Source organism: Grylomicrobium aquisgranense (genome assembly GCF_033971865.1).
Taxonomy (GTDB): domain Bacteria; phylum Bacillota_I; class Bacilli_A; order Erysipelotrichales; family Erysipelotrichaceae; genus Bulleidia; species Bulleidia massiliensis.
In genome coordinates, this window is the sequence record NZ_JALBUR010000003.1 from 18,029 (window position 1) to 38,972 (window position 20,944).

The window sequence follows — 20,944 nt, forward strand, 5'->3', positions numbered from 1 at the left end:
CGCATGGATGCGGCATATGCCGAATATGCCAGGTCTGTCGGATTGAATGAATCCTGTCTTTCGGTATTGTCAGTGATCTGTGCACATGACAACTGTACGCAGACGATGCTGAAAGAGATGTGCAGCCTTCCCAAGCAGACGATGTATACCGCGGTGACATTCTTTCTGAAGAAGGGATGGATCCAGATGGACGATATGCCGGATGATCGCCGGAACAAGACGATTCACCTGACCAAAAAGGGAAAGAAGGAAGCTGGCAGTATCGTCAAAGCAGTGCGTGGAAGTGAAGAACAGGCAATGTCAGATCTCAGCAGATCAGAACAGAAATAACTGCTTGCTTTAACGGAACGATATGTCAGTGCCTGCAGTCAGGCAGTCCAGGACAGGAGGAAATAAGATGGAAAGCTTTGAATATCAGGCTGGAACAAAAGTGTTGTTTGGCAAGGGGCAGATTGAGCATCTGCCTGAAGAAATTGGAAAATTTGGCAGGAAGGTGCTGCTTTGCTATGGCGGCGGCTCGATCAAGCGCAATGGCATTTACCAGCAGATTTATGATCTGTTGAAAGACTGTGAAATCTATGAACTGGCTGGCATTGCCCCCAATCCCAGAATCACCAGTGTCAAAGAAGGCATTGCCCTCTGCAAGGAACATGGCATTGATGTGGTTCTGGCTGTTGGCGGCGGCAGTGTGATTGACTGTGCCAAAGTTGTAGCAGCTGGGGTGTATTATGACGGTGATCCCTGGAAGATGGTGTCTGAAAACATCCAGACCGAAAATGCTCTGCCGCTTGTCAGTGTGCTGACTCTGGCTGCGACGGGCAGTGAGTATGATGATGGTGCTGTCATCACCAACCTGGATACCAATGAGAAACTTGGCTACGGCAATCCGCTGACCATGCCAAAGGTGTCCATTCTGGATCCAACCTATACGTATACAGTACCGGCAAAGCAGACTGCAGCTGGCTCCATTGATATCATGTCCCATCTGCTGGAACAGTACTTTGGACCAGATAATACATATCTGGCAGATCAAATGCTGGCAGGTGCGATCAAGACAGTGATCCGCTATGCGCCTGTGGCAGTCAAAGAACCTGACAATGCCCAGGCAAGAGGAGAACTGATGTGGACATCATCGCTCGCCTGCAATGGGATTCTCTCTCAGGGCTGTGCCTATGGCGGCTGGTGCTGCCATGCGATTGAACATGAACTGAGTGCTTTCTATGATGTTACCCATGGTGTTGGTCTTGCCATCATCACGCCTAGATGGATGCGCCACATCCTTAATGAAAAGTCGGTTGGCCGCTTTGCCCAATATGGCAGAGATGTCTGTGGCATCACAGGTCTTGATGATCAGGAAACAGCCGAAAAGGCCATCGATGAAACCGAGAAGTTCTTTGCGTCACTAGGTGTACCAATGACACTGAGGGAGCTTGGCATTGGTGAAGAACACTTTGATGAGATGGCGGAGCATGCTGGCAGAGGCAGACTGGCAAATGCCTATGTTCCACTGTTGAAAGAGGATGTCAAAGCTATCCTGCATGACTGTCTGTAAGCGATGAAAACAAAGCTGCTGTATTAAGAAAACATGACAGAGGATCTGAAGATTTCAGCGCTGTTTGGAATGGGAGAAAGCTGGAAGACTCTGCGCATTTCACCAATCATGATCGTTGTATGGAGCATTAGCTGCATCATTACAGCATACTATGAAGGAGTGAAGGAAGACACGCAGAAAGATGCTGCGCAGATGGCGAAACAATGCACAGCCCGCCGGAAACAACAGCAAAATCACTCTATTTTTTGTACAATGGCCATATGCAAAATGAAATCTTTACAACAATGCCTGTACACAAGGCATATTTCAAAGCAGCCCTGCCGGTAGTCATGGGCATGGTTGTCTCTCTTGTCTACAATCTGGTAGACACATGGTTTATTGCCCAGACTCAGAATACATCACTGGTGGCAGGTGTTTCCCTGTGTGCACCAATCTTTTCTTTGATGATTGCCTTTGGCGATATCTTTGGCCTGGGGGCAAGCACAGCCATATCACGGTTTCTCGGTCAGAAAGAGTATGACAAGACCTCAAAGATGAGTTCTTTTGCCATCTATGCCTCTATTGGCACCGGCATCGTCACTGCACTGGTTCTGGTGCTGCTGCGCTATCCGATCCTGCATCTTTTAGGAGCGCGGGAAGATACGATCCAGTATGCGATGTCCTATTACATCTGGATTGCCATTGGTGCACCGGCGATTATTCTCAACATCGTGCCCAACAATCTGCTGCGGACAGAAGGCTTTGCCGGCACAGCCATGATCTGTACGATCATCGGTTCTGTATGCAACATCATCCTGGACCCGATCTTCATCTTCACATTGCATATGGGGGCAGCCGGTGCTGCGGTTGCGACTGTGATCAGTAATGTGATCTCCGATATTCTCTTCCTGTATGTCATTCATCACAGAACAAATTATCTGTCTTTGGACATACATCAGGCAAAAGCACAAAAGCAGCTGGTCAAAGAAATGCTGGTTATCGGTATTCCGGCATCGATTACCAATACGATGCAGAGCCTGGCCGTCTTGTTAACAAACCGTTTCCTGCTGCCCTATGGCACCAGTCAGATCGCAGGATATGGTATTGCCGCAAAGGTGAATATGGTCAGTGTACTGATCATGGTTGGCTTTGCCTTCGGTGCACAGCCATTGCTGGGATACAGCTATGGCGCCAAAGATAAAACAAGACTGAACGAAGTCATCCGCTTCGATATCATGGTCGAATGCATCACCGCATTCATCTTCCTCATCGTATCCATGATCTTTGCCCCGCAGCTGATCCGGTTGTTCATCCAGCAGGCAGATGTTGTCACAGCAGGCAAAAACATCCTGCGCTGCATGATGGCAACAACACCTGCCATCGGCATCGTCCTGGTATGTACAACGCTGTTTCAGGCAGAAGGCAGAGCCATGCCAGCCTTTGTACTTTCTATTTCCAGACAGGGTGTCTTCCTCATCCTCTTCCTGCTTGTGCTGTCTGCCATCTTTGGCTATTGGGGTGTGCTCTTAGCACAGGCGGCTGCAGATATCGCAACATTACTGATTGGACTTGCCTTCCTGAAGAAAACAACTGCATGACATCGTATCAGTGATGACCTGTTTCTATATGAGAGACAGGTTTTTCTTTGCCTCAGACAGCAGTTTTGTGGCTATACTGCATACATACAAGACTTCAGTCAGAAAAGAGGAAAGAATATGAAAGAGATTATTACGAAAGATGCACCGGCAGCGATTGGACCGTATGCCCAGGGCTATATTTCCGGGAACTATGTGTTTACATCCGGTCAGATTGGCGTGGATCCTGTTACTGGAAAGGCGCCGGAAGGGATTGCCGCCCAGGCCGCACAGTCCTGTAAGAATGTGGGTGCTGTGTTAAACGCAGGCGGCAGTGATTTTACCAAAGTGATCAAGACAACTTGCTTTCTTGCGGATATGAGCGACTTTTCTGCTTTTAATGAAGTGTATGCAAAGTACTTTAAAGGCAAGCCGGCAAGAAGCTGTGTTGCCGTGAAAACACTGCCAAAGGGACTATTGTGTGAGATTGAGGCAATTGCGGAGCTTTGAAAATGACACAAGAAGAAATCAAGAAGCTGATACAGGCAAACCGTGATTTCCTGAAACCGATGGAAGATGTACCGGATTATCAGAGTGATCAGGACCTGAAGAAACCGCAGCCGCCATTGGTCAAAGAACCAATGACGGATCAAAGCATCAAACTGCCTGTGAACTATCAGGATCTTATGATTGACAATGATTTCCTGCATGTGATCAACAACCGTCAGTCGCACCGTGTGTATACACAGCAGAAGATGAGCTTGCTGCAGGTAAGCTATCTGCTCTGGTGTTCCCAGGGAATCAAAGGCATACGTGGAAAACACTATGCCACACTGCGGACCGTTCCCTGTGGTGGAGCCCGCCATGAGTTTGAAGTCTATATGGCTATTCAGAACGTGGAAGGCTTAAAAGACGGTCTTTACCACTACCTGCCGATGACGCATTCCATTGAGCTGCTTAAAACAGTGTCTGATCTGAAAGACTTCATTTCTCAATCATTAGATGGCCAGGTCTGGGCATCAAAGGCAAATGTTGTCTTTTACTACGGCTATGTATGTTACAGAGCAGAATGGAGATATGGTATCTATGCCGGCAGGATGATCATGGCAGATGCTGGCCACATCACTGAGAATCTCTACCTTTCTGCAGCAAGCATTTCGCTCGGTGGATGTGCCATTGGCGCTGTAAATGGGAAACTGGCAGACCAGACATTCGGTCTGGATGGCAATGATGAGTTCATTCTGTATGCCATGAGTGTCGGCACTATATCAAAGCAGGACAAAGACAAGGAAGATGATATCTATGCCTTTGTGAAAGAGCAGGGACTTTGATGGTACAATAGCTTTGCATCATCCGAAGGCTGGCTAGTGAAGAAGAAAAACATCAGAATCATGATTGCACTGACGATGGGATTTGTACTTGCAATGATATGCATGAGCATTGCCATCTATTATGGCTACACAAAGGCATACCGTACAGATGTAAGTGCACTGACAGTCCGAATGCTTGGCATTCCGATTTACCAATTAACACAGACTGGCGCAAAGTATGCAGGCAGCCCCATGGGCCCTTATATGGGTGCTGTGTGTGGAATCTTCATGATACTTTCTGTCTGCGTGGAAGAAACCATTCGAAACATGCATCATCATAGATGAACATCCAAAGATAATATATACAGAAGCTTGGGCAGGAGAAAATGACAATGATTACGGATGAAACAATCAAGCGTATCATTCAATTTACAAAGGATCGTGACTGGGACCAGTTCCACAGTCCGGAAAATTTAGCCAAATCTATTTCGATAGAAGCTGGTGAACTGCTGGAATGCTTTCAATGGGATGGAAACCATTATGACAGGCAGGCAGTAAAGGAAGAACTGGCGGATGTAATGAACTACTGCCTTCTTCTTTCCGACAAGCTGGATCTTGATCCGGACCGGATTATCAATGAAAAGATTGATCAGAATGAGAAGAAATATCCTGTTGAGAAGGCGAAAGGAACAAGTAAAAAGTATACTGAATTATGATATGAAGTGTGCTGCATAGGGGTGAGAGGAATGGATAATCCGGTGATCTATCAAATCAAAGATAATGAGACGGCACTGAAATGTCTGGAAAATGAACTGGAAACAGGACCGGATCAGAAGAATGCCAGATTTATCCTGCGATATCCAACTGTGTATATCCACAATCTCAAAGGCAGCGATCATTACGAGGTGTATATCGGCGAGTCCAATAATATCATCCAGAGAACGATGCAGCATTATGAGACGGCAAAGCAGAGTGATACCTGGCAGCATCGCTTTATTCAGGATGAAAACGCAAGACTGTTCATCATCGGACATGATCACTTCAATAAGTCTCTGACACTGGATGTGGAAAACCGTCTGATGCATTACATGCTTGGCGTGCAGAAGGTGGAACGCATCTATAACCGCCGCGGCAATGAGCAGGACAAGTATTTCCCGGAAGAAGAATTCAATGAAATTTTCCGCCGGATCTGGAAACAGCTGCATCATCTCAATGCAGACTTGTTTCCGGAGCAGCGGCTGATTGAAGAATCGGATATTTTCAAGGCATCCCCTTTCCATAAGCTGACTGATGAGCAAAAACATGATAAAGATATGATTCTGGAGATCATTGATACAGCTTTGCAGAGCCATGAAATCGGTCAGTTGATCTTTGTCTCAGGAGAAGCAGGTACTGGCAAGACTGTCCTCAACAGCAACCTGTTCTATGAACTGTGCACTGCAAAAAAGACGGATGGTTCTCTGTATAACTGTCATCTGATTGTCAATCATGACCAGCAGTTGAAGGTATACCAGCAGATTGCCAGGAAGCTTGCTTTGAAGAGCGTGGACCGGGATATTGTTACCAAACCAACAGCCTTTATCAATAACCATATTGGCAGGCCGCCGGTGGATGTGGTGTTTGTGGATGAGGCACATCTGCTGTGGACACAGGGCAAGCAGTCCTACCGCGGGCATAACCAGCTGGAAGATCTGAGGAGGATGGCCAAAGTCACCGTCATCATGTTTGACGAACATCAGACCCTTCATACGCAGGAATACTGGGATCCTGACTATGTAAGCAGGCTCAGGTCCGAGGCAAGAAATCAGATCGGTTCGAAAGGCATCAGCTACTATTTTGAGCTGAAACAGCAGCTGCGTATTCAGGGCAGTCAGGAAACGGTGCACTGGATCAGAAATTTCACAGATCATCTGCAGCTGGATCCGATTCCGGCAGATGAAAACTATGATCTGAGAGTGTTTGACAGCCCAAAGGAACTGGAGCAGGCAATCCGGGCAAGGGCAAGCCATGAACATACAAAGCTGTCCAGGATTCTTGCTACATTTGACTGGGATTATATTGATAAAAAGAAGCCGGAACAGGATGATTACTGGTATGTCACGATTGGCGACTGGAAGATGCCATGGAACCTGCAGCTGCCCCGCGTTGCAAATGGCAGAAAGCAGCAGAAACAGCTGAAGGAAATGTCGTGGGCAGAACAGCCTGTTTCTCTTAATGAAGTTGGTTCCACCTTTACAATTCAGGGCTTTGATCTCAATTATGCCGGAGTCATCCTGGGTCCTTCGGTAAAATACAGAAATGGCAAAATTGTCATCGATCCTTCGCAGAGTGCAGATAAGAAAGCTACCCAGTTCCGCACGCTTGCAGATGGAAGCCGGGCACAGTTTGGCAGGGAATTCATCCGCAATGAGATCAACGTGCTGCTGACAAGAGGGGTACAGGGATTATATCTGTATGCGGTGGATGATGAGCTGAGAGCAGCATTGCTGAAAGCGGCAGGACCTGCCATGAAAAGATATTCCTGAAATGGCGGCGGTTTTTGCCTGCTGAAAAGATGATTCAGGAGATTGCTGAAAACGGCAGGTGTTTATTGACAGGACATATGAGGGAGGAAGTGTCTCTTGAACCCGATTGATGAATATATTGCTGCACAGGATGAAATGGTGCAGGAAAATCTGAATGAAGTGCGTGATGTGATCCGGGCACAGCTGCCGGATGCTGTTGAAAAGATATCCTGGGGGATGCCTACATGGTGGGATCAGCATAATCTGATTCATATGGCAGCTGCGAAACATCACATTGGTATCTATCCTGGCGGTGATGGTGTAGAATACTTCACTGCTGAGCTGAAAAAGCGCAATCTCCGTTACAGCAAAGGGGCGATTCAGATTCCTTATGGCAATCAGTTGCCCCTGGATCTGATCAGAGAACTGGCAGACTGGTGCGGTGTGCATCACCGGGAGAAATGATATGGGAAAAGTATATTTTGTCCGCCATGGTCAGACGGTATGGAACGTGGAAAACAAGATCTGCGGATCCACCGACAGTCCATTGACAGAAAAGGGAAGACAGCAGGCGAAGGAAACCGGCATGGAATTAAAGAGAAGAATCGATGCTGGTGAAGTGCATATTGATGAGATTCTGTGCTCGCCATTGAGCCGTGCACATGATACTGCATCTGAGATTGCAAAGATTACGGGTCTTCCTGTACGCGTGGAGCCAAGACTGCGCGAACAATGCTTTGGCAAATGGGAAGGACTTGCCCGTGACAGCAGGGAATTTGCTTTGGCAAGAAGGAACTTCTGTGACAGCTATGACGGCGGGGAATCCATGATGCGGATGGCGCAGCGCATCTATAATCTGCTGGATGAATTGAAGCAGGATACAGATAAGACCTATCTGCTGGTCGCACATAATGGCATTGCCAGAATCACGGAATCCTACTTCCATGATATGACCAATGAAGATTTCGCTGCCTATGGCATCAAAAACGGTCAGATCATTGCATACGATTTCTGATCACATTTGTGCTGCAAACAGCTTGATGAAGCCGATAGCCATTCGCTGGAAGATGTTTTCTTTAATGTCGCCTTTGTGCATCTGATGAGATACATGATAGCATGCAATCATATCATCTCTGATATTCATGACTTTCTTTGAACCGCACAGATATGTGCCGTTTTCAAAGTGCAGATACAAAGAGCGGTAATCCAGATTGATGGTGCCTACAGTGGCAGCTTTATCATCGCTGACAAAAACCTTGGCATGATTGAAGCCGGGTGTGTATTCATAGATCTTCACACCTCCCGCAATCAGATTCTGATAGAACGATCTGGTGATATACCAGACTGTTTTTTTATCCGCAACACCAGGAGTCAGAATTCTGACATCCACACCCCGCTTTGCGGCAAGAATCAGAGCATTCTCCAGTTCTGTGTCAATAATCAGATAGGGCGTAGAGATATATACATACTTCTTTGCATTGTTCAGGATGTTCATGTAAACATTCTGACCGGTGCTTTCATTGTCAAACGGGCTGTCTCCATAGGCGGCAATATAGCCATCCGCTTTACCCTGTTCAGCCTGGGCGTGAAAGATGCTGAAATCCTCATCCGTTGGCCGCAAAGCATTCCAGTTAGTCAGAAACAGAACAGTATAGGACCAGACAGCTTCACCCTTGATGCGGATACAGTTATCTTTCCAGTGTCCGTGTTTTACGATGCGGTTGATATATTCATCCGCCAGGTTGATACCGCCGGAGAAAGCTGTCTTACCATCAATCACCATGATCTTGCGGTGATCCCGGTGATTCATGACTGCACCAATGACAGGATTGAGCTTGTTGAAACGCACACATTTGATGCCTTCCTGCTCCAATTGCTTTGCATAAGAAGCTGGCAGAGTGGCAAGAGAACCCATGTCATCGTACATCACCCGTACATCCAGGCCCTGCTGTGCCTTCTGCTTCAGAATCTCCAGCATGCCATCCCACATCACACCTCTTTCAATGATGAAGTATTCCAGAAAGATGAACTTCTCTGCTTTGCGCATCTCTTCCAGCATGACAGGATAGCCGTCATCTCCGAGTGGATAATAGTCAAAGCCGGTATTGTGATAGATCGGGAAGCCGGCAGTGGCACTGAGATAGTGCACATCACCGGACAGATCCGGCATTTCTGCCTGCAGATCATGAAGAACCCTGGGATCCTGCTGCAGACAGCAGCTGGCTTTTCTGGTTTCCCTGACAAGAGCAGAGATTGTTCTGGAAGCGACCAGATTGGCACCCAGGAATAAGTAGATCAGTGTTCCTGGCAGCGGGAACAGTAGAATCAGCAGAATCCACATCATATCAAATGACAGGTGGCGGGAATTGTTAATGACAGTGATGACAATGACCGTGCTGATCAGTCTGAGTACCAGATCTACCCATGCAAAGCTTGTAAAGAAGTGGAATAATCCCAGAACAATTGCGATTTCAATGATACCGCCCAGAATCAGAATTGCCGGCCGCAGCAGTTTCTCAACATATTTCATAAGCAGTGATGCCCTTTCCGACATAATGTGAGCCGTTATGGTGCTATTATACGACATCCTGCCAGAACAAATTTCCAACATTTGGAAAAACAGTAAACACAATGGTAAATCTCTGCTAGAGTTACTGCATCAAAGGGAGGAAGAGGAGATGGAACAACAAACAGAGACATATGACCGCAGAAAACTGCTTCAGGAAACAGTGAAACTGGCATGGCCCGCTGTTCTTGAAAGCTTTTTTATATCTCTGGCAGGGATGATTGACACCATGATGGTTTCCTCCCTTGGCACCTATGCGGTGGCAGCAGTTGGTCTGACCACCCAGCCAAAGTTCATTACCCTGGCAGTCTTCTTTTCAACAAATGTGGCCGTTTCTGCCCTGGTTGCAAGAAGAAAGGGACAGAATGACAGGCGCAATGCTAATGAAGTATTGGTAACAGCACTGTGGTTTACAGTGATTGTCTGCATTGCTTTGAGCATCCTGTCTGTTGCATTTGCCAGCCCCATCATCAGACTCTGCGGTTCCAACAGTGATACCCATGATGCGGCTGTGATCTACTTCCGGGTCATCCAGGGCGGCATGATCTTCAATGTACTGACCATGGTGATTAACGCAGCCCAGCGCGGCGCCGGCAATACCAAGATCGCCATGACAACCAATATCGTTTCTTCCCTTGTCAACATTTGTTTTAATTATTTACTGATCAACGGCAACTTTGGTTTCCCGGAATGGCATCTGTTCGGTGCTGCTGTGGCAACGGTGCTTGGCACCATCGCTTCCTTTGCCATGTCACTGCAGTCCCTGTTCAAAAAGAACTCTTTTGTTTCGATTCCCTATATTGTAAAAGAAAAGGTCAGTGCTTCCTGGAACGTCATGAAGTCCATCTGGCATCTCGCCTATAACCTGTTGATTGAAAACTTTGCAATGAGAGTGGGCTTTATGACAACGGCCGTCATTGCTGCAAGACTTGGCACCGATGCCTTTGCGGCCCACCAGGTAGGTATGAATTTCCTGAGCCTGACATTCTCCTTCGGCGATGGCATGCAGGTCGCTGCGGTTGCTTTGATCGGCCGCTCCCTTGGTGAAAAGAAACCAGATCTGGCAAAGATCTATGGCAGCCTCTGCCAGCATGTCGGTCTGGCCATCTCCATCGTTGTTGCCATCATCTTCTTCTTTTTCGGCAAAGCATTATTCTCCATGTTCTTCAATGCCCCGGACATCCTGTCAGATGGTGTGCTGATCTCCAGATTCATCATCGTCATTGCCCTGTTCCAGGTCTCTCAGGTCATCTACGGCGGCTGCCTGCGCGGTGCCGGTGATGTCAAATACTGCCTGTTTGCCTCACTGCTCAGTGTGACGCTTATCCGTACCATTGTTACATGGCTGCTGACATCCGTATTTGCACTTGGCCTGACGGGTATCTGGCTCGGTGTTCTTTCTGATCAATTCTCACGCTTTGTTCTTCTCAGATACCGTTTCGAGAAGGGCGAATGGACACAACTGCGTATCTAAAAAGACATGCCTGCTTATATCAGACATGTCTTTTTATCAGGAGGATCTAGGCAATTGCTGTCTTGTCTGCATGTATGCTTTCCTTCTGCTTTGGCAGCAGGGATGTCATGCTGTGAAGGTCTTCATCAATGAAGTGCCGCCCCGCTTGCAGGCAGCGGTCACATGCGTATAAACTTGCTTGGCATCCCTGCTGGCCAGAATCGAAACACCGGCAGTGCCAAGCAGGAAACCGTACGCAATCATTCTTGCATTTGTCCAGGAACTCATGAATCTATTCTCCTTTTTTATACAGTTAGTATATATAAACAAACTAGTTTTGCTTTAACGCATACACAGATTTTGTCAATGTGCATTTGTACTGGCTTCAACAGTCTTTTTGCAAGTAACACAAATTTGAAATGATGACTTTCAGATATGAAAGCGCGATGGGGGAACATTGCAATCAGATACGTATGCGATTTGGTACATGGTGCTGCATCTGAAGGGACACATGCCATGCCTTTGCCAAAATATGCATTTTTGTTTTTCTGATCATAAATCAAAAATCTTTTGAAAAACAGACAATAACAAGGTATGCATTTTGCAGAATTTGTTTTTCTATAGCACAAACTGGCGAAGAAAAACAGAAAAAAGTGTCTGAAATATGATTTTAAAAGTAAAAATCAGGGCCAAATGTAAAAAATTACATGAAAAGTGGAGATAGAGTTAACAAATTATGAAAAAATTATGAAATTTATGATTGTAAATTTCATCAATGACCTCTAAAATTTCAAGTAATTCCAGAGAGGGGGAATATAAATGACAGCTTACAAGAAACCACTGGCATTGGCTCTTGCTTTGGCAATGCTGGCGGGCTGCGGAGGCAGCGGTGGTGGTACTGCTGCAGCCAGCAGCGGAACATCTGGATCCGGCAAGACGGTAACCGTCGCAATGGATGCAGATTTGAACACAATGGATTATGAGTATGCAACAGATGGCAACTCCTTCATCATGCAGTCAATGTGTGAAGCAGGACTGGCACAGCTGGATGCGGATGGTCAGGCACAGCCTGATCTGGCAGAGAGCTGGGATGTCAGCGATGATGGCAAGACATATACCTTCCATCTGCGTGATGGCATCAAGTGGTCCAATGGTGATCCGGTGACTGCTTCTGACTTTGTCTATGGATGGCAGCGTCTGGTCGATCCTGATCTGGCTTCTGAGTACAACTTCATTGAAACAACAATCGGTGTTGAGAATGCGGCTGATATTATTGCCGGTACCAAGGATAAGAGTGAGCTTGGTGTTGAGGCAACCGATGACAAGACATTTGTTGTTCATCTGACCCAGCCATGCGGATTCCTGCTTTCACTGATGGCATTCCCGTCCTTCTTCCCGCTGAATCAGAAGTTCTATGAGTCTGAAGGCGACAATTTTGCCCAGAGTATTGATGATCTGCTGTACTGTGGTCCGTATACAATGACAGACTGGCAGACAGGCAACCAGTATACATTCACAAAGAATGATGATTACTGGGATGCATCCAATACAGATGTTGATACTGTAACCTTCAAGTTCCTGCAGGATACACAGTCCGCTATGCTTGAATATCAGTCTGGCAATATTGATGTTGTCAAGCTGGCCAGTGAGCAGGTTGATGCATATAAGGATCAGGAGGGCTTTACAACCCGTCTGCAGGGCTATGCTTGGAGACTTGATTATAACTTTGACAATGCAACACTGCAGAACAAGGACCTGCGTGAGGCAATCACGCTTGCCATTGACCGTGACAGTATTGCCAAGGATGTTCTGAAAGATGGTTCTGTTGCGGCAGAGGGCTTCATTCCGAAGGAATTCGCATATGGACCGGATGGCAAGGATTATCGTGATACTGCCGGTACACTGATCAAGGAAGATGTTACGGCTGCGCAGGCTGCATATGCCAAGGCTAAGGAAGCTCTGGGTGGAGATGTCACAGTTACCCTGTTGTTCGAGGATTCTGAAGCGAGCAAGGCTGTGGCTGAGAACCTGCAGCAGCAGCTGCAGACGAATCTGCCTGGCCTGACTGTCAATCTGGATTCCAAGCCTAAGAAGACAAGACTGGATCTGATGACAAAGCATGAGTATGAGATTGGTCTGACCAGATGGGGTCCTGACTATGCAGACCCGCAGACATATCTGGATCTGTTCAAGTCTGATATTGCTGGTTACAACGGCTCTTACAGCAATGATGATTACAATGCGCTGCTGAACAAGGCTGAAACAGGTGATGATGCATCTGATGCTGAGGCACGCTGGGCTGATCTGGTTGCTGCAGAGAAGATGCTGCTGGATGATTATGCAACCTGCCCGGTATATCAGAATGGCGGTGCTATGATGATCAATCCGAAGGTTACAGGAATTGAGTTCCACAACGCAGGTGTCGATTCCTATCGTCATATGAAGAGAGCTGCTTAAGGCTCATTCATCACACAACGATCATGGAGCGGGTTTAACAAAACTCGCTCCATTCTATGTTAGAAAGGATAGTTTATGACAAAATACATACTGAAGCGATTGCTGATCAGTATCCTGACCCTGCTGGTCATCATCTTTGTCCTGTTCCTGATGCTGGATCTCATGCCGGGATCTCCATTCAATGATGAGAAACTGACAGCATCCCAGAAGGCTGCCCTGTATGCCAAGTATGGGCTGGACAAGCCATTCTTCGTGCGATTCCTCAAATATCTCGTCAATATGCTGCATGGAGATCTCGGTGTCTCCTACGTATTGACCAAGAACAGATCAGTCACAGCAATGCTGATGGGACCGCTTGGCGTATCCATCCGCATTGGCGCCCAGGCCATGGTGCTTGGCTCGATTCTCGGACTTCTGCTTGGCATTGCCGCAGCACTCCATCATAACAGCTGGATTGATTCCCTGTGCTCTGTTGTCTCCATTCTTGGTGTCTCCATTCCATCCTATGTATTCGCCCTGCTGCTGGCCTTCTACATCGGCTTCAAGCTCAAGTGGGCACCGATCCTCTACAACACCTCCATCCCCTTCTCATCCAGTGTTCTCCCTACGATTGCACTTGCCATGTTCCCAATGGCTAACATCTCCCGTTTCACCCGTTCTGAAATGATCGATGTGCTGGGATCTGATTATATTTCCCTGGTTGAAGCAAAAGGCGTCAAGGAACGTCCGCTGATTGTCCACCATGCCCTGCGTAATACCTTGATTCCGCTGGTTACCATCATGGGACCGCTGCTGGTCAACCTGCTGACAGGTTCCATGGTCGTGGAAAAGGTGTTTGCCATTCCCGGCATTGGTATGTTAATGGTGCAGGCGATTCAGTCCAATGACTATAACGTTGTCATTGCGTGTGCCTTCACGTATTCCGCCATGTATATCATCATGATGCTCATTGTTGATGTGCTCTATGGCGTCATTGATCCTCGCATCAGAGTGGCGAAAGGAGGAAATTAACCTATGAGTGAAACAAGCAGACCTGTTCTGACAGATGAAGTCATCGACGATTATACAGAAGATGATTTCCAGTTTGTTCAGCAGAACGAAAAGCTTCATGACAAGGTGTATAAGACAACATCGTATGCGCACGATGTCTGGGTATCCTTCTGCAAGAACAAGGGCGCTGTTGTCGGCATGGTCATCATTCTGATCATTATCTTCTTCGCTATTGTCGGTCCGATGATCTCAGGCTATTCCGGTGAAGCGATCAACCAGGCAGAGCAGTCACTGCCGCCCCGTATTCAGGGCCTTGCAAAGCTCGGTATCTTTGCCGGCAAGGAAAACGGCGTCAATGTCTATGCACAGAAAGGCTTCACGAATGTGTATCACTGGTTTGGCACCGATACCAACGGCCGTGACCTGTTCACCCGTGTCTGGGAAGGAACCAGAGTCTCACTGATTATTGCCTTTGCCGCAGCCATCATCGATATTGTGATCGGTATGTCCTATGGTCTGATCTCCGGCTACTTCGGCGGTAAGGTGGATATGGTCATGCAGAGAATTGTCGAAGTGCTCAATGGCATTCCGACCCTGGTTGTTGTTACCCTGCTTGGCCTGGTACTGCCAAGCGGCATTACCTCCATCGTGTTTGCCCTGATGATCACCGGATGGATCGGCATGTCACGTATTGCCCGTGCTGAAATGCTGAAACTCAAGGAAAGTGAATATGTTCTTGCGTCCAGAACCATGGGTGCCAAGAGTTTCTACATCATCTTCAAGGACATCATGCCCAACATCTTCGGACAGCTGATCATCATGTCCATGTTTTCTATTCCCAATGCCATCTTCACTGAAGCCTTCCTGTCCTTCGTGGGTCTGGGCATCCAGCCTCCGCAGGCATCCCTTGGCTCTTTGATCTCTGATGGCTACAAGTCCATGACCGTGCATCCATTCATTCTGGTTGCGCCGATCATCGTGCTGGCTCTGCTGATGCTGAGCTTCAACCTGTTCGCAGATGGCATTCGTGATGCCTTCGATCCGAACCAGAAGCAGGGATAAGGAGGAAGCGTATGTCACTTGTACCACGTAAGAAAGAGGACCGTGTCCTTTCTATCCGCGATCTGAATATCTCATTTGAAACATCTGCCGGTAGAGTCAATGCCATCCGCGGTGTCCGCATGGACCTGTTCCGCGGCGAGACCATTGCCATCGTTGGTGAGTCCGGCTCTGGCAAGTCCGTTACCGTCAAGACCATCATGGGCATCCTGGCCAGCAACGGCCGCATTGATTCCGGCACGATCAACTATACGTATACGGATGAAAAGGGTGAAAAGCAGACCGTCGATCTGACCAAGCTGTCTCAGCGTGAAATCCGTTACCGCTTCAATGGCAAGCACATTGCCATGGTCTTCCAGGATCCGATGACGTCTCTTGATCCAACCATGCAGATTGGCAAGCAGATCATGGAGCCGATTACGACTCATGAGAATGTGTCTAAGGAAGAAGCCCGCAAGAGAGCTCTGGATCTGCTGAGGGAGGTTGGTATTGAGAATCCTGAGAAGCGTTTCAAGGAATATCCGCATCAGCTGTCCGGCGGCATGAGACAGCGTGTTGTCATCGCCATTGCCCTGGCCTGCAATCCGGATATCCTGATCTGTGATGAGCCGACTACGGCACTGGATGTGACCATCCAGGCCAAGATCCTGGAGCTGATCAAGAAGCTGCAGGAAGAACATAACATTTCGGTTATTTACATTACCCATGATCTTGGTGTTGTGGCAAAGGTAGCAGACTATGTGGATGTCATGTATGCCGGCCGCATCATTGAGAAGGGTGATGTCAATGAGATCTTCTATGATCCGCGCCATCCGTATACATGGGGCCTGCTGGCTTCCATGCCGGATACAGATACGGATTCCACCCGTCTGTTTGCCATTCCTGGCACCCCGCCGAACCTGCTGGAAAGAATCCAGGGTGATGCCTTTGCACCGCGCAATCCGTATGCGCTGGCCATTGATTACAAGGCGGAACCGCCGATGTACAACGTTGGCGGCAAGCACAGAGTTGCCTCATGGCTGTGTGACCCGAGAGCGCCGAAGGTTGAGATGCCTGAGCAGCTGAAAGATCGACTGAAGAAGATGAAGGAGGAGGATGAACGCTATGCCGGAAATTGATTACAATCAGGAACCGCTGCTGCATGTGGAAGGCCTGAAGCAGTACTTCCGCATCTCCCGCAGCTATACAACCAAGGCTGTGGATGGCATTTCCTTCGATATCTACCGTGGTGAGACATATGGCCTTGTCGGTGAATCCGGCTCGGGCAAGTCTACCACCGGCAGAGCCATCATCCGCCTGTATGATCCAACTGCCGGCAAGATTATCTTTGACGGTCATGATATCTCGGGCAAACTGTCCAAGAAGGATGAGTCCTTCCTGAGAATCAATATGCAGATGATCTTCCAGGATCCGATGGCGTGCCTGAACCCTCGTAAGAAGGTCAAGGAAATCATTGCCGAAGGACTTGAGCTGCATCACCTGTATAAGGATAAGGAAGACCTGGATAACAAGGTCTATACGATTCTGGATCGTGTCGGTCTTTCTCATGAACATGCGACCCGTTATCCGAACCAGTTCTCCGGCGGCCAGAGACAGCGTATTGGTATTGCAAGAGCATTGATCATGCATCCGGAGCTGGTCATTGCTGATGAAGCCATTTCCGCCCTGGACGTTTCCATTCAGGCACAGGTTGTCAACCTGATGAAGGACCTGCAGGATGAAATGGGCATTACATATCTGTTCATTGCCCATGACCTTGCCATGGTCAAATACATCTCTGACAGAATCGGTGTCATGCACCTGGGATACATTGTCGAAACAGGCACGACGGATGAAATCTTCTCCAATCCGATTCATCCGTACACAAGATCACTGCTGTCTGCCATCCCGCATCCAAATCCTATTGTGGAAAAGAAGAGAGTGGCACTGAGCTATGATAAGGACAAAGAAGGTGTTGATTACAGCAAGGGTGTCATTCACCAGCTGAGCAAAACACATTCTGTCCTGGCCACAGACGAAGAATTCGCCAAGTGGTCCAAAGAACATTACAACGCATAATTTACCCTTACATATCCTCCTTGATGGAACCTGCAGAATGAGCCCTGCAGGTTCTTTTATTGCTTGTGATAAAAAACTTTGCATGATAATATGCAGTCGAAAGAAGACAATAATTATTAATAAATTCCGGATGGTTATACTATGATAGAAAGAAAAATATATCTTGAAAAACTGATAAGGAAACAATGGAACGGTCGGATTAAGATTGTAACTGGTATTCGCAGGTGTGGAAAGAGTACCTTGCTTTTTGATCTGTTCACAGATTATCTGAGAACACAGGGTGTGTTGGACAATCAGATTATTGCGGTCGCTCTTGATGATGATCAGAATGCGGATCTGCGGAATCCGGACCATCTGTCTTCTTTTGTTCGTGAAAAAGCATCTGACCGTACGCAGAAGTACTATGTGCTGATCGATGAGATTCAATATGCAATTTCAAAAGAAGAGCTGAAGCAGGAGGACAGGCCTATCAGGCTTTATAGTGTCTTAAATGGGTTCCTGCATCTGAAGAATATTGATGTTTATGTGACTGGAAGCAATTCAAAAATGCTTTCCAAGGATATTTCAACTGAGTTCAGAGGACGCGGCGATGTTATCCATATGTATCCGCTGTCTTTTGGTGAATATTACGCAGCTTCCAACCTTGATAAACAGGATGCTTATAACGAGTACAGCATGTATGGCGGCATGCCCTATCTGCTGAAATTAGATGAAGATGAGGATAAATTCGACTATCTTTCAAACCTGTTTGAAGAAATCTATTTCAAGGATATAGAAGAAAGATACACGATTGCGCTTCCCTCTGTTCTGAAATCTCTGACTGATGATTTATGCTCTTCGGTTGGCTCTCTCACAAATGCTAGTAAGATTGCCAGAACACTTCAGAGTACTCAAAATATTCATGTAAATCCGGAAACAATCAGTAATTATCTGAATTATCTTACGGAAAGCTTTTTGTTTTCAAAAGCGGATCGATATGATGTGAAGGGAAAAAAGTATTTTGAATATCCCTCGAAATACTATTGCACTGATGTTGGTCTGAGAAATGTCCGACTCGGTTTAAGACAACAGGAAGAAACCCATATTATGGAAAACATGATTTACAATGAGCTTCTTGTCAGAGGCATGCATGTGGATGTGGGGGTTGTTCCTGTATCTGAAAAAACCGCTGATGGAAAATATATCCGTAAGAACTGTGAAATCGATTTTGTGGCGAATAAAGGATACAAACGGTATTACATCCAATCTGCGCTGAATATGGATTATGAAGAAAAAGAACAGTCAGAGCTGAGGCCATTAAAGTCTGTACAGGATTCTTTTAAGAAAATCGTAGTGTCAAAGTCTTATGGAAAAAGTTGGATTGATGAAGATGGCATACTGAGAATCAATCTGATTGATTTCCTTCTGGATCCTGACAGCTTGGATCGATAAATCCAGGTAGTTATCATCAATGCATGTGCTGAATAAGCTCTTCAGGCATACTTTGTGAGAACTAAAACGATAATCACATCCGGAAGTTACTCATAAATTAGATAAAATTACGGATGATCATTGAGAAGAGACCTGGCATAGAAAATGGAGAATAAACAATGAATCATTGTGGAACCTGTAATATAGAAACCAAAAGACTATTGCTAAGAAGATTTGAGATTGAGGATGCTGCGGTAATGTATCACAACTGGGCATCTGATCAGGAAGTCACTAAGTATCTGACCTGGCCTGCTTATACAAGTGTGGATGATGCAGAGAAGACATTGAGGGAATGGATTTTTCCCTATCAGAATTCTTCCTATTACCAATGGGCAATTGTGCCAAAGGATCTCAATGAACCAATTGGCTCCATTTCGGTTGTTGGCATGGATGAAAAGACAGAAATGATGGAAATCGGATACTGCATTGGCAGAAAGTGGTGGCATCAGGGAATCACATCCGAAGCACTCAAAGCAGTCATTGATTTCCTGTTCGACCAGGTAAAAGCTAATCGGATTCAGGCAAGGCATGATGTCAATAATCCAAATTCCGGCCTGGTGATGAAAAAGTGCGGAATGCAGTATGAAGGCACGATGCGCTGTGCTGCGATCAATAACCAGGGACTTTGCGATATGAGTTACTATGCAGTGTTGAGATCAGACAGGTAATCAGGAATCTGGCATACGCTTTTTGTGTGGAATTGTGAGCATCTCGTTTGAAGTATGATGCAACTAACTATATGATCGTGGCAGAAACCAACAAAGGAGAAAACTACCATGAGTAACGTATATGATTATTCTGTTCCTACCGTTGACGGCGGTACAAAGTCACTGAGAGATTTCCAGGGCAAGGTCATCCTGATTGTCAATACAGCAACAGGCTGCGGCTTTACACCGCAGTATGAACCGCTGGAAAAGATGTATGAGGACCTGCATGACAAGGGACTGGAGATTGTGGATGTTCCGTGTAACCAGTTCTATGGTCAGGCCCGGGCAGTGATGAAGAGATTCATGAGTTCTGCACACTGCACTATCATACAACCTTCACGCAGTATAAGAAGAGTGATGTCAATGGTGACAATCAGCTGGATCTTTACCGCTATCTCAAGAGTGTGAAGGGCTTTGAAGGATTCAGCGGCCCGATGGCAGACAAAATGAATGATCTGCTGTCCAAGGTGGCACCGGACTACATGACAACCACAGACATCAAGTGGAACTTCACAAAGTTCGTTGTGGACCGTGAAGGCAATGTCGTCAAGCGCTTTGAGCCGACGGCTGACATGGCTGATGTCAGAGCATACGTTGAAAGCCTGCTGTAAGAAACACGATTGTGAACGAATGAAATTCTGCTATCATTGGCACTGGAGACAATGACAATGAAAAAGATTGAGACATACAGTCTGCCATGCATGGATGGCAGCCAGCAGTCACTCCGGGATTTCAGCAATCAGGTATTACTGATCGTCAACACGGCGACGGAATGCGGCTTTACCTGGCAGTATGAGCAATTGCAGCAGATGCAGGAAGACTTTCATAACAAAGGCTTTACCGTGCTGGATATTCCCTGCAACCAGTTCATGGGACAGGCACCGGGATCAGACAAGGATATCCATGACTTCTGTGTGGAAAACTATCACATTACATTTCCCCAGTACCACAAGAGTGAAGTCAATGGCATCCATGAACTGCCCCTGTATACCTATCTGAAATCACAGCAGACATTCCATGGCTTTACAGGTGAAGAATCAGAATTAATGGATGATCTGTTACAGGAATGGAAGCCAGACTATAAAAAGACATCAGATATCAAATGGAATTTCACCAAGTTTGTCGTTGACCGCAAAGGCAATGTCATCAAACGGTTTGAATGCACCGAAGATATGGACGATGTCAGAAAGTGTATTGAGCAGACTCTGTAAGACAGAACCAGAAAATGCAGACCACATATCCTTATGGAAGTGTGGTCTATTTTT

22 protein-coding genes and 1 pseudogene are annotated in these 20,944 nt (G+C 46.8%); 21 read left to right on the plus strand and 2 right to left on the minus strand.

The features are described from left to right. Positions 1-3: 3 nt before the first annotated feature. The 10 genes from MOZ60_RS02110 to MOZ60_RS02155 all read left to right on the plus strand — a co-directional run bounded on the left by MOZ60_RS02110 (position 4) and on the right by MOZ60_RS02155 (position 7,934). Positions 4-330 (plus strand): MarR family winged helix-turn-helix transcriptional regulator, encoded by a 327-nt coding sequence (locus MOZ60_RS02110; RefSeq protein ID WP_370595469.1) that lies wholly within the window; start codon positions 4-6, stop codon positions 328-330. Positions 331-397: 67 nt separating this feature from the next. Next, the gene (locus MOZ60_RS02115) at positions 398-1,552 is read left to right on the plus strand and encodes an iron-containing alcohol dehydrogenase (protein WP_370595470.1); all 1,155 of its coding nucleotides are present in this window, start codon (positions 398-400) and stop codon (positions 1,550-1,552) included. Between the two features lie 260 nt (positions 1,553-1,812). Continuing rightward, a complete protein-coding gene (locus MOZ60_RS02120; RefSeq protein ID WP_370595471.1) occupies positions 1,813-3,129 on the plus strand; it encodes an MATE family efflux transporter in 1,317 nt (438 codons plus the stop codon). A 117-nt stretch (positions 3,130-3,246) separates the two neighbouring features. Further along, positions 3,247-3,615 carry a RidA family protein gene (locus MOZ60_RS02125; RefSeq protein WP_277010354.1) on the plus strand — a complete coding sequence of 123 codons (369 nt, stop codon included), beginning with the start codon at positions 3,247-3,249 and terminating at the stop codon, positions 3,613-3,615. 2 nt (positions 3,616-3,617) lie between these two features. Further along, positions 3,618-4,436 (plus strand): SagB/ThcOx family dehydrogenase, encoded by an 819-nt coding sequence (locus MOZ60_RS02130; protein WP_370595472.1) that lies wholly within the window; start codon positions 3,618-3,620, stop codon positions 4,434-4,436. A 36-nt stretch (positions 4,437-4,472) separates the two neighbouring features. Next, the gene (locus tag MOZ60_RS02135; RefSeq protein WP_277645176.1) at positions 4,473-4,760 is read left to right on the plus strand and encodes a DUF5963 family protein; all 288 of its coding nucleotides are present in this window, start codon (positions 4,473-4,475) and stop codon (positions 4,758-4,760) included. Positions 4,761-4,807: 47 nt separating this feature from the next. Continuing rightward, positions 4,808-5,131: a nucleotide pyrophosphohydrolase gene (locus MOZ60_RS02140; RefSeq protein WP_209451737.1), complete on the plus strand. Its 324-nt coding sequence runs from the start codon at positions 4,808-4,810 to the stop codon at positions 5,129-5,131. Between the two features lie 30 nt (positions 5,132-5,161). Further along, positions 5,162-6,940 carry a DUF2075 domain-containing protein gene (locus tag MOZ60_RS02145; RefSeq protein ID WP_370595473.1) on the plus strand — a complete coding sequence of 593 codons (1,779 nt, stop codon included), beginning with the start codon at positions 5,162-5,164 and terminating at the stop codon, positions 6,938-6,940. A 96-nt stretch (positions 6,941-7,036) separates the two neighbouring features. Beyond that, the gene (locus MOZ60_RS02150; protein ID WP_370595474.1) at positions 7,037-7,384 is read left to right on the plus strand and encodes an iron chaperone; all 348 of its coding nucleotides are present in this window, start codon (positions 7,037-7,039) and stop codon (positions 7,382-7,384) included. Between the two features lies 1 nt (position 7,385). After that, the gene (locus MOZ60_RS02155) at positions 7,386-7,934 is read left to right on the plus strand and encodes a histidine phosphatase family protein (RefSeq protein ID WP_370595475.1); all 549 of its coding nucleotides are present in this window, start codon (positions 7,386-7,388) and stop codon (positions 7,932-7,934) included. Here MOZ60_RS02155 and cls read toward each other — a convergent pair whose 3' ends face one another. After that, on the minus strand, positions 7,935-9,449 hold the full coding sequence (gene cls / locus MOZ60_RS02160) for a cardiolipin synthase (protein WP_370595476.1): 1,515 nt from the start codon (positions 9,447-9,449) through the stop codon (positions 7,935-7,937). A 148-nt stretch (positions 9,450-9,597) separates the two neighbouring features. Between cls and MOZ60_RS02165 the strand changes: the two genes are divergently transcribed. Then, positions 9,598-10,959 (plus strand): MATE family efflux transporter, encoded by a 1,362-nt coding sequence (locus tag MOZ60_RS02165; protein ID WP_370595477.1) that lies wholly within the window; start codon positions 9,598-9,600, stop codon positions 10,957-10,959. Between the two features lie 105 nt (positions 10,960-11,064). Here MOZ60_RS02165 and MOZ60_RS02170 read toward each other — a convergent pair whose 3' ends face one another. After that, positions 11,065-11,226: a DUF6110 family protein gene (locus MOZ60_RS02170; RefSeq protein ID WP_167836254.1), complete on the minus strand. Its 162-nt coding sequence runs from the start codon at positions 11,224-11,226 to the stop codon at positions 11,065-11,067. Positions 11,227-11,757: 531 nt separating this feature from the next. Here MOZ60_RS02170 and MOZ60_RS02175 point away from each other — a divergent pair. The 10 genes and pseudogenes from MOZ60_RS02175 (at position 11,758) to MOZ60_RS02220 (ending at position 20,890) form a co-directional block, all read left to right on the plus strand. Next, the gene (locus tag MOZ60_RS02175; RefSeq protein WP_370595478.1) at positions 11,758-13,395 is read left to right on the plus strand and encodes a peptide ABC transporter substrate-binding protein; all 1,638 of its coding nucleotides are present in this window, start codon (positions 11,758-11,760) and stop codon (positions 13,393-13,395) included. 75 nt (positions 13,396-13,470) lie between these two features. Next, positions 13,471-14,406: an ABC transporter permease gene (locus MOZ60_RS02180; RefSeq protein ID WP_108774682.1), complete on the plus strand. Its 936-nt coding sequence runs from the start codon at positions 13,471-13,473 to the stop codon at positions 14,404-14,406. A 3-nt stretch (positions 14,407-14,409) separates the two neighbouring features. Beyond that, entirely contained in the window at positions 14,410-15,447 is a 1,038-nt protein-coding gene (locus MOZ60_RS02185; protein WP_108774683.1) for an ABC transporter permease, read from the plus strand. Positions 15,448-15,458: 11 nt separating this feature from the next. After that, a complete protein-coding gene (locus tag MOZ60_RS02190; RefSeq protein ID WP_108774684.1) occupies positions 15,459-16,562 on the plus strand; it encodes an ABC transporter ATP-binding protein in 1,104 nt (367 codons plus the stop codon). Continuing rightward, complete coding sequence (locus tag MOZ60_RS02195; protein WP_370595479.1) at positions 16,549-17,502, plus strand: ABC transporter ATP-binding protein; 954 nt, start codon at positions 16,549-16,551, stop codon at positions 17,500-17,502. The genes MOZ60_RS02190 and MOZ60_RS02195 overlap by 14 nt, the downstream gene beginning before the upstream one ends. A gap of 141 nt (positions 17,503-17,643) precedes the next feature. Beyond that, entirely contained in the window at positions 17,644-18,933 is a 1,290-nt protein-coding gene (locus tag MOZ60_RS02200; RefSeq protein ID WP_370595480.1) for an ATP-binding protein, read from the plus strand. A 158-nt stretch (positions 18,934-19,091) separates the two neighbouring features. Beyond that, a complete protein-coding gene (locus MOZ60_RS02205) occupies positions 19,092-19,640 on the plus strand; it encodes a GNAT family N-acetyltransferase (RefSeq protein WP_370595481.1) in 549 nt (182 codons plus the stop codon). 108 nt (positions 19,641-19,748) lie between these two features. Beyond that, positions 19,749-20,020, plus strand: a pseudogene (locus MOZ60_RS02210) (glutathione peroxidase); the annotation flags it as partial. A gap of 93 nt (positions 20,021-20,113) precedes the next feature. Further along, positions 20,114-20,290: a hypothetical protein gene (locus tag MOZ60_RS02215; protein WP_370595540.1), complete on the plus strand. Its 177-nt coding sequence runs from the start codon at positions 20,114-20,116 to the stop codon at positions 20,288-20,290. A gap of 57 nt (positions 20,291-20,347) precedes the next feature. Beyond that, complete coding sequence (locus MOZ60_RS02220) at positions 20,348-20,890, plus strand: glutathione peroxidase (protein WP_277635098.1); 543 nt, start codon at positions 20,348-20,350, stop codon at positions 20,888-20,890. Positions 20,891-20,944 lie beyond the last annotated feature (54 nt).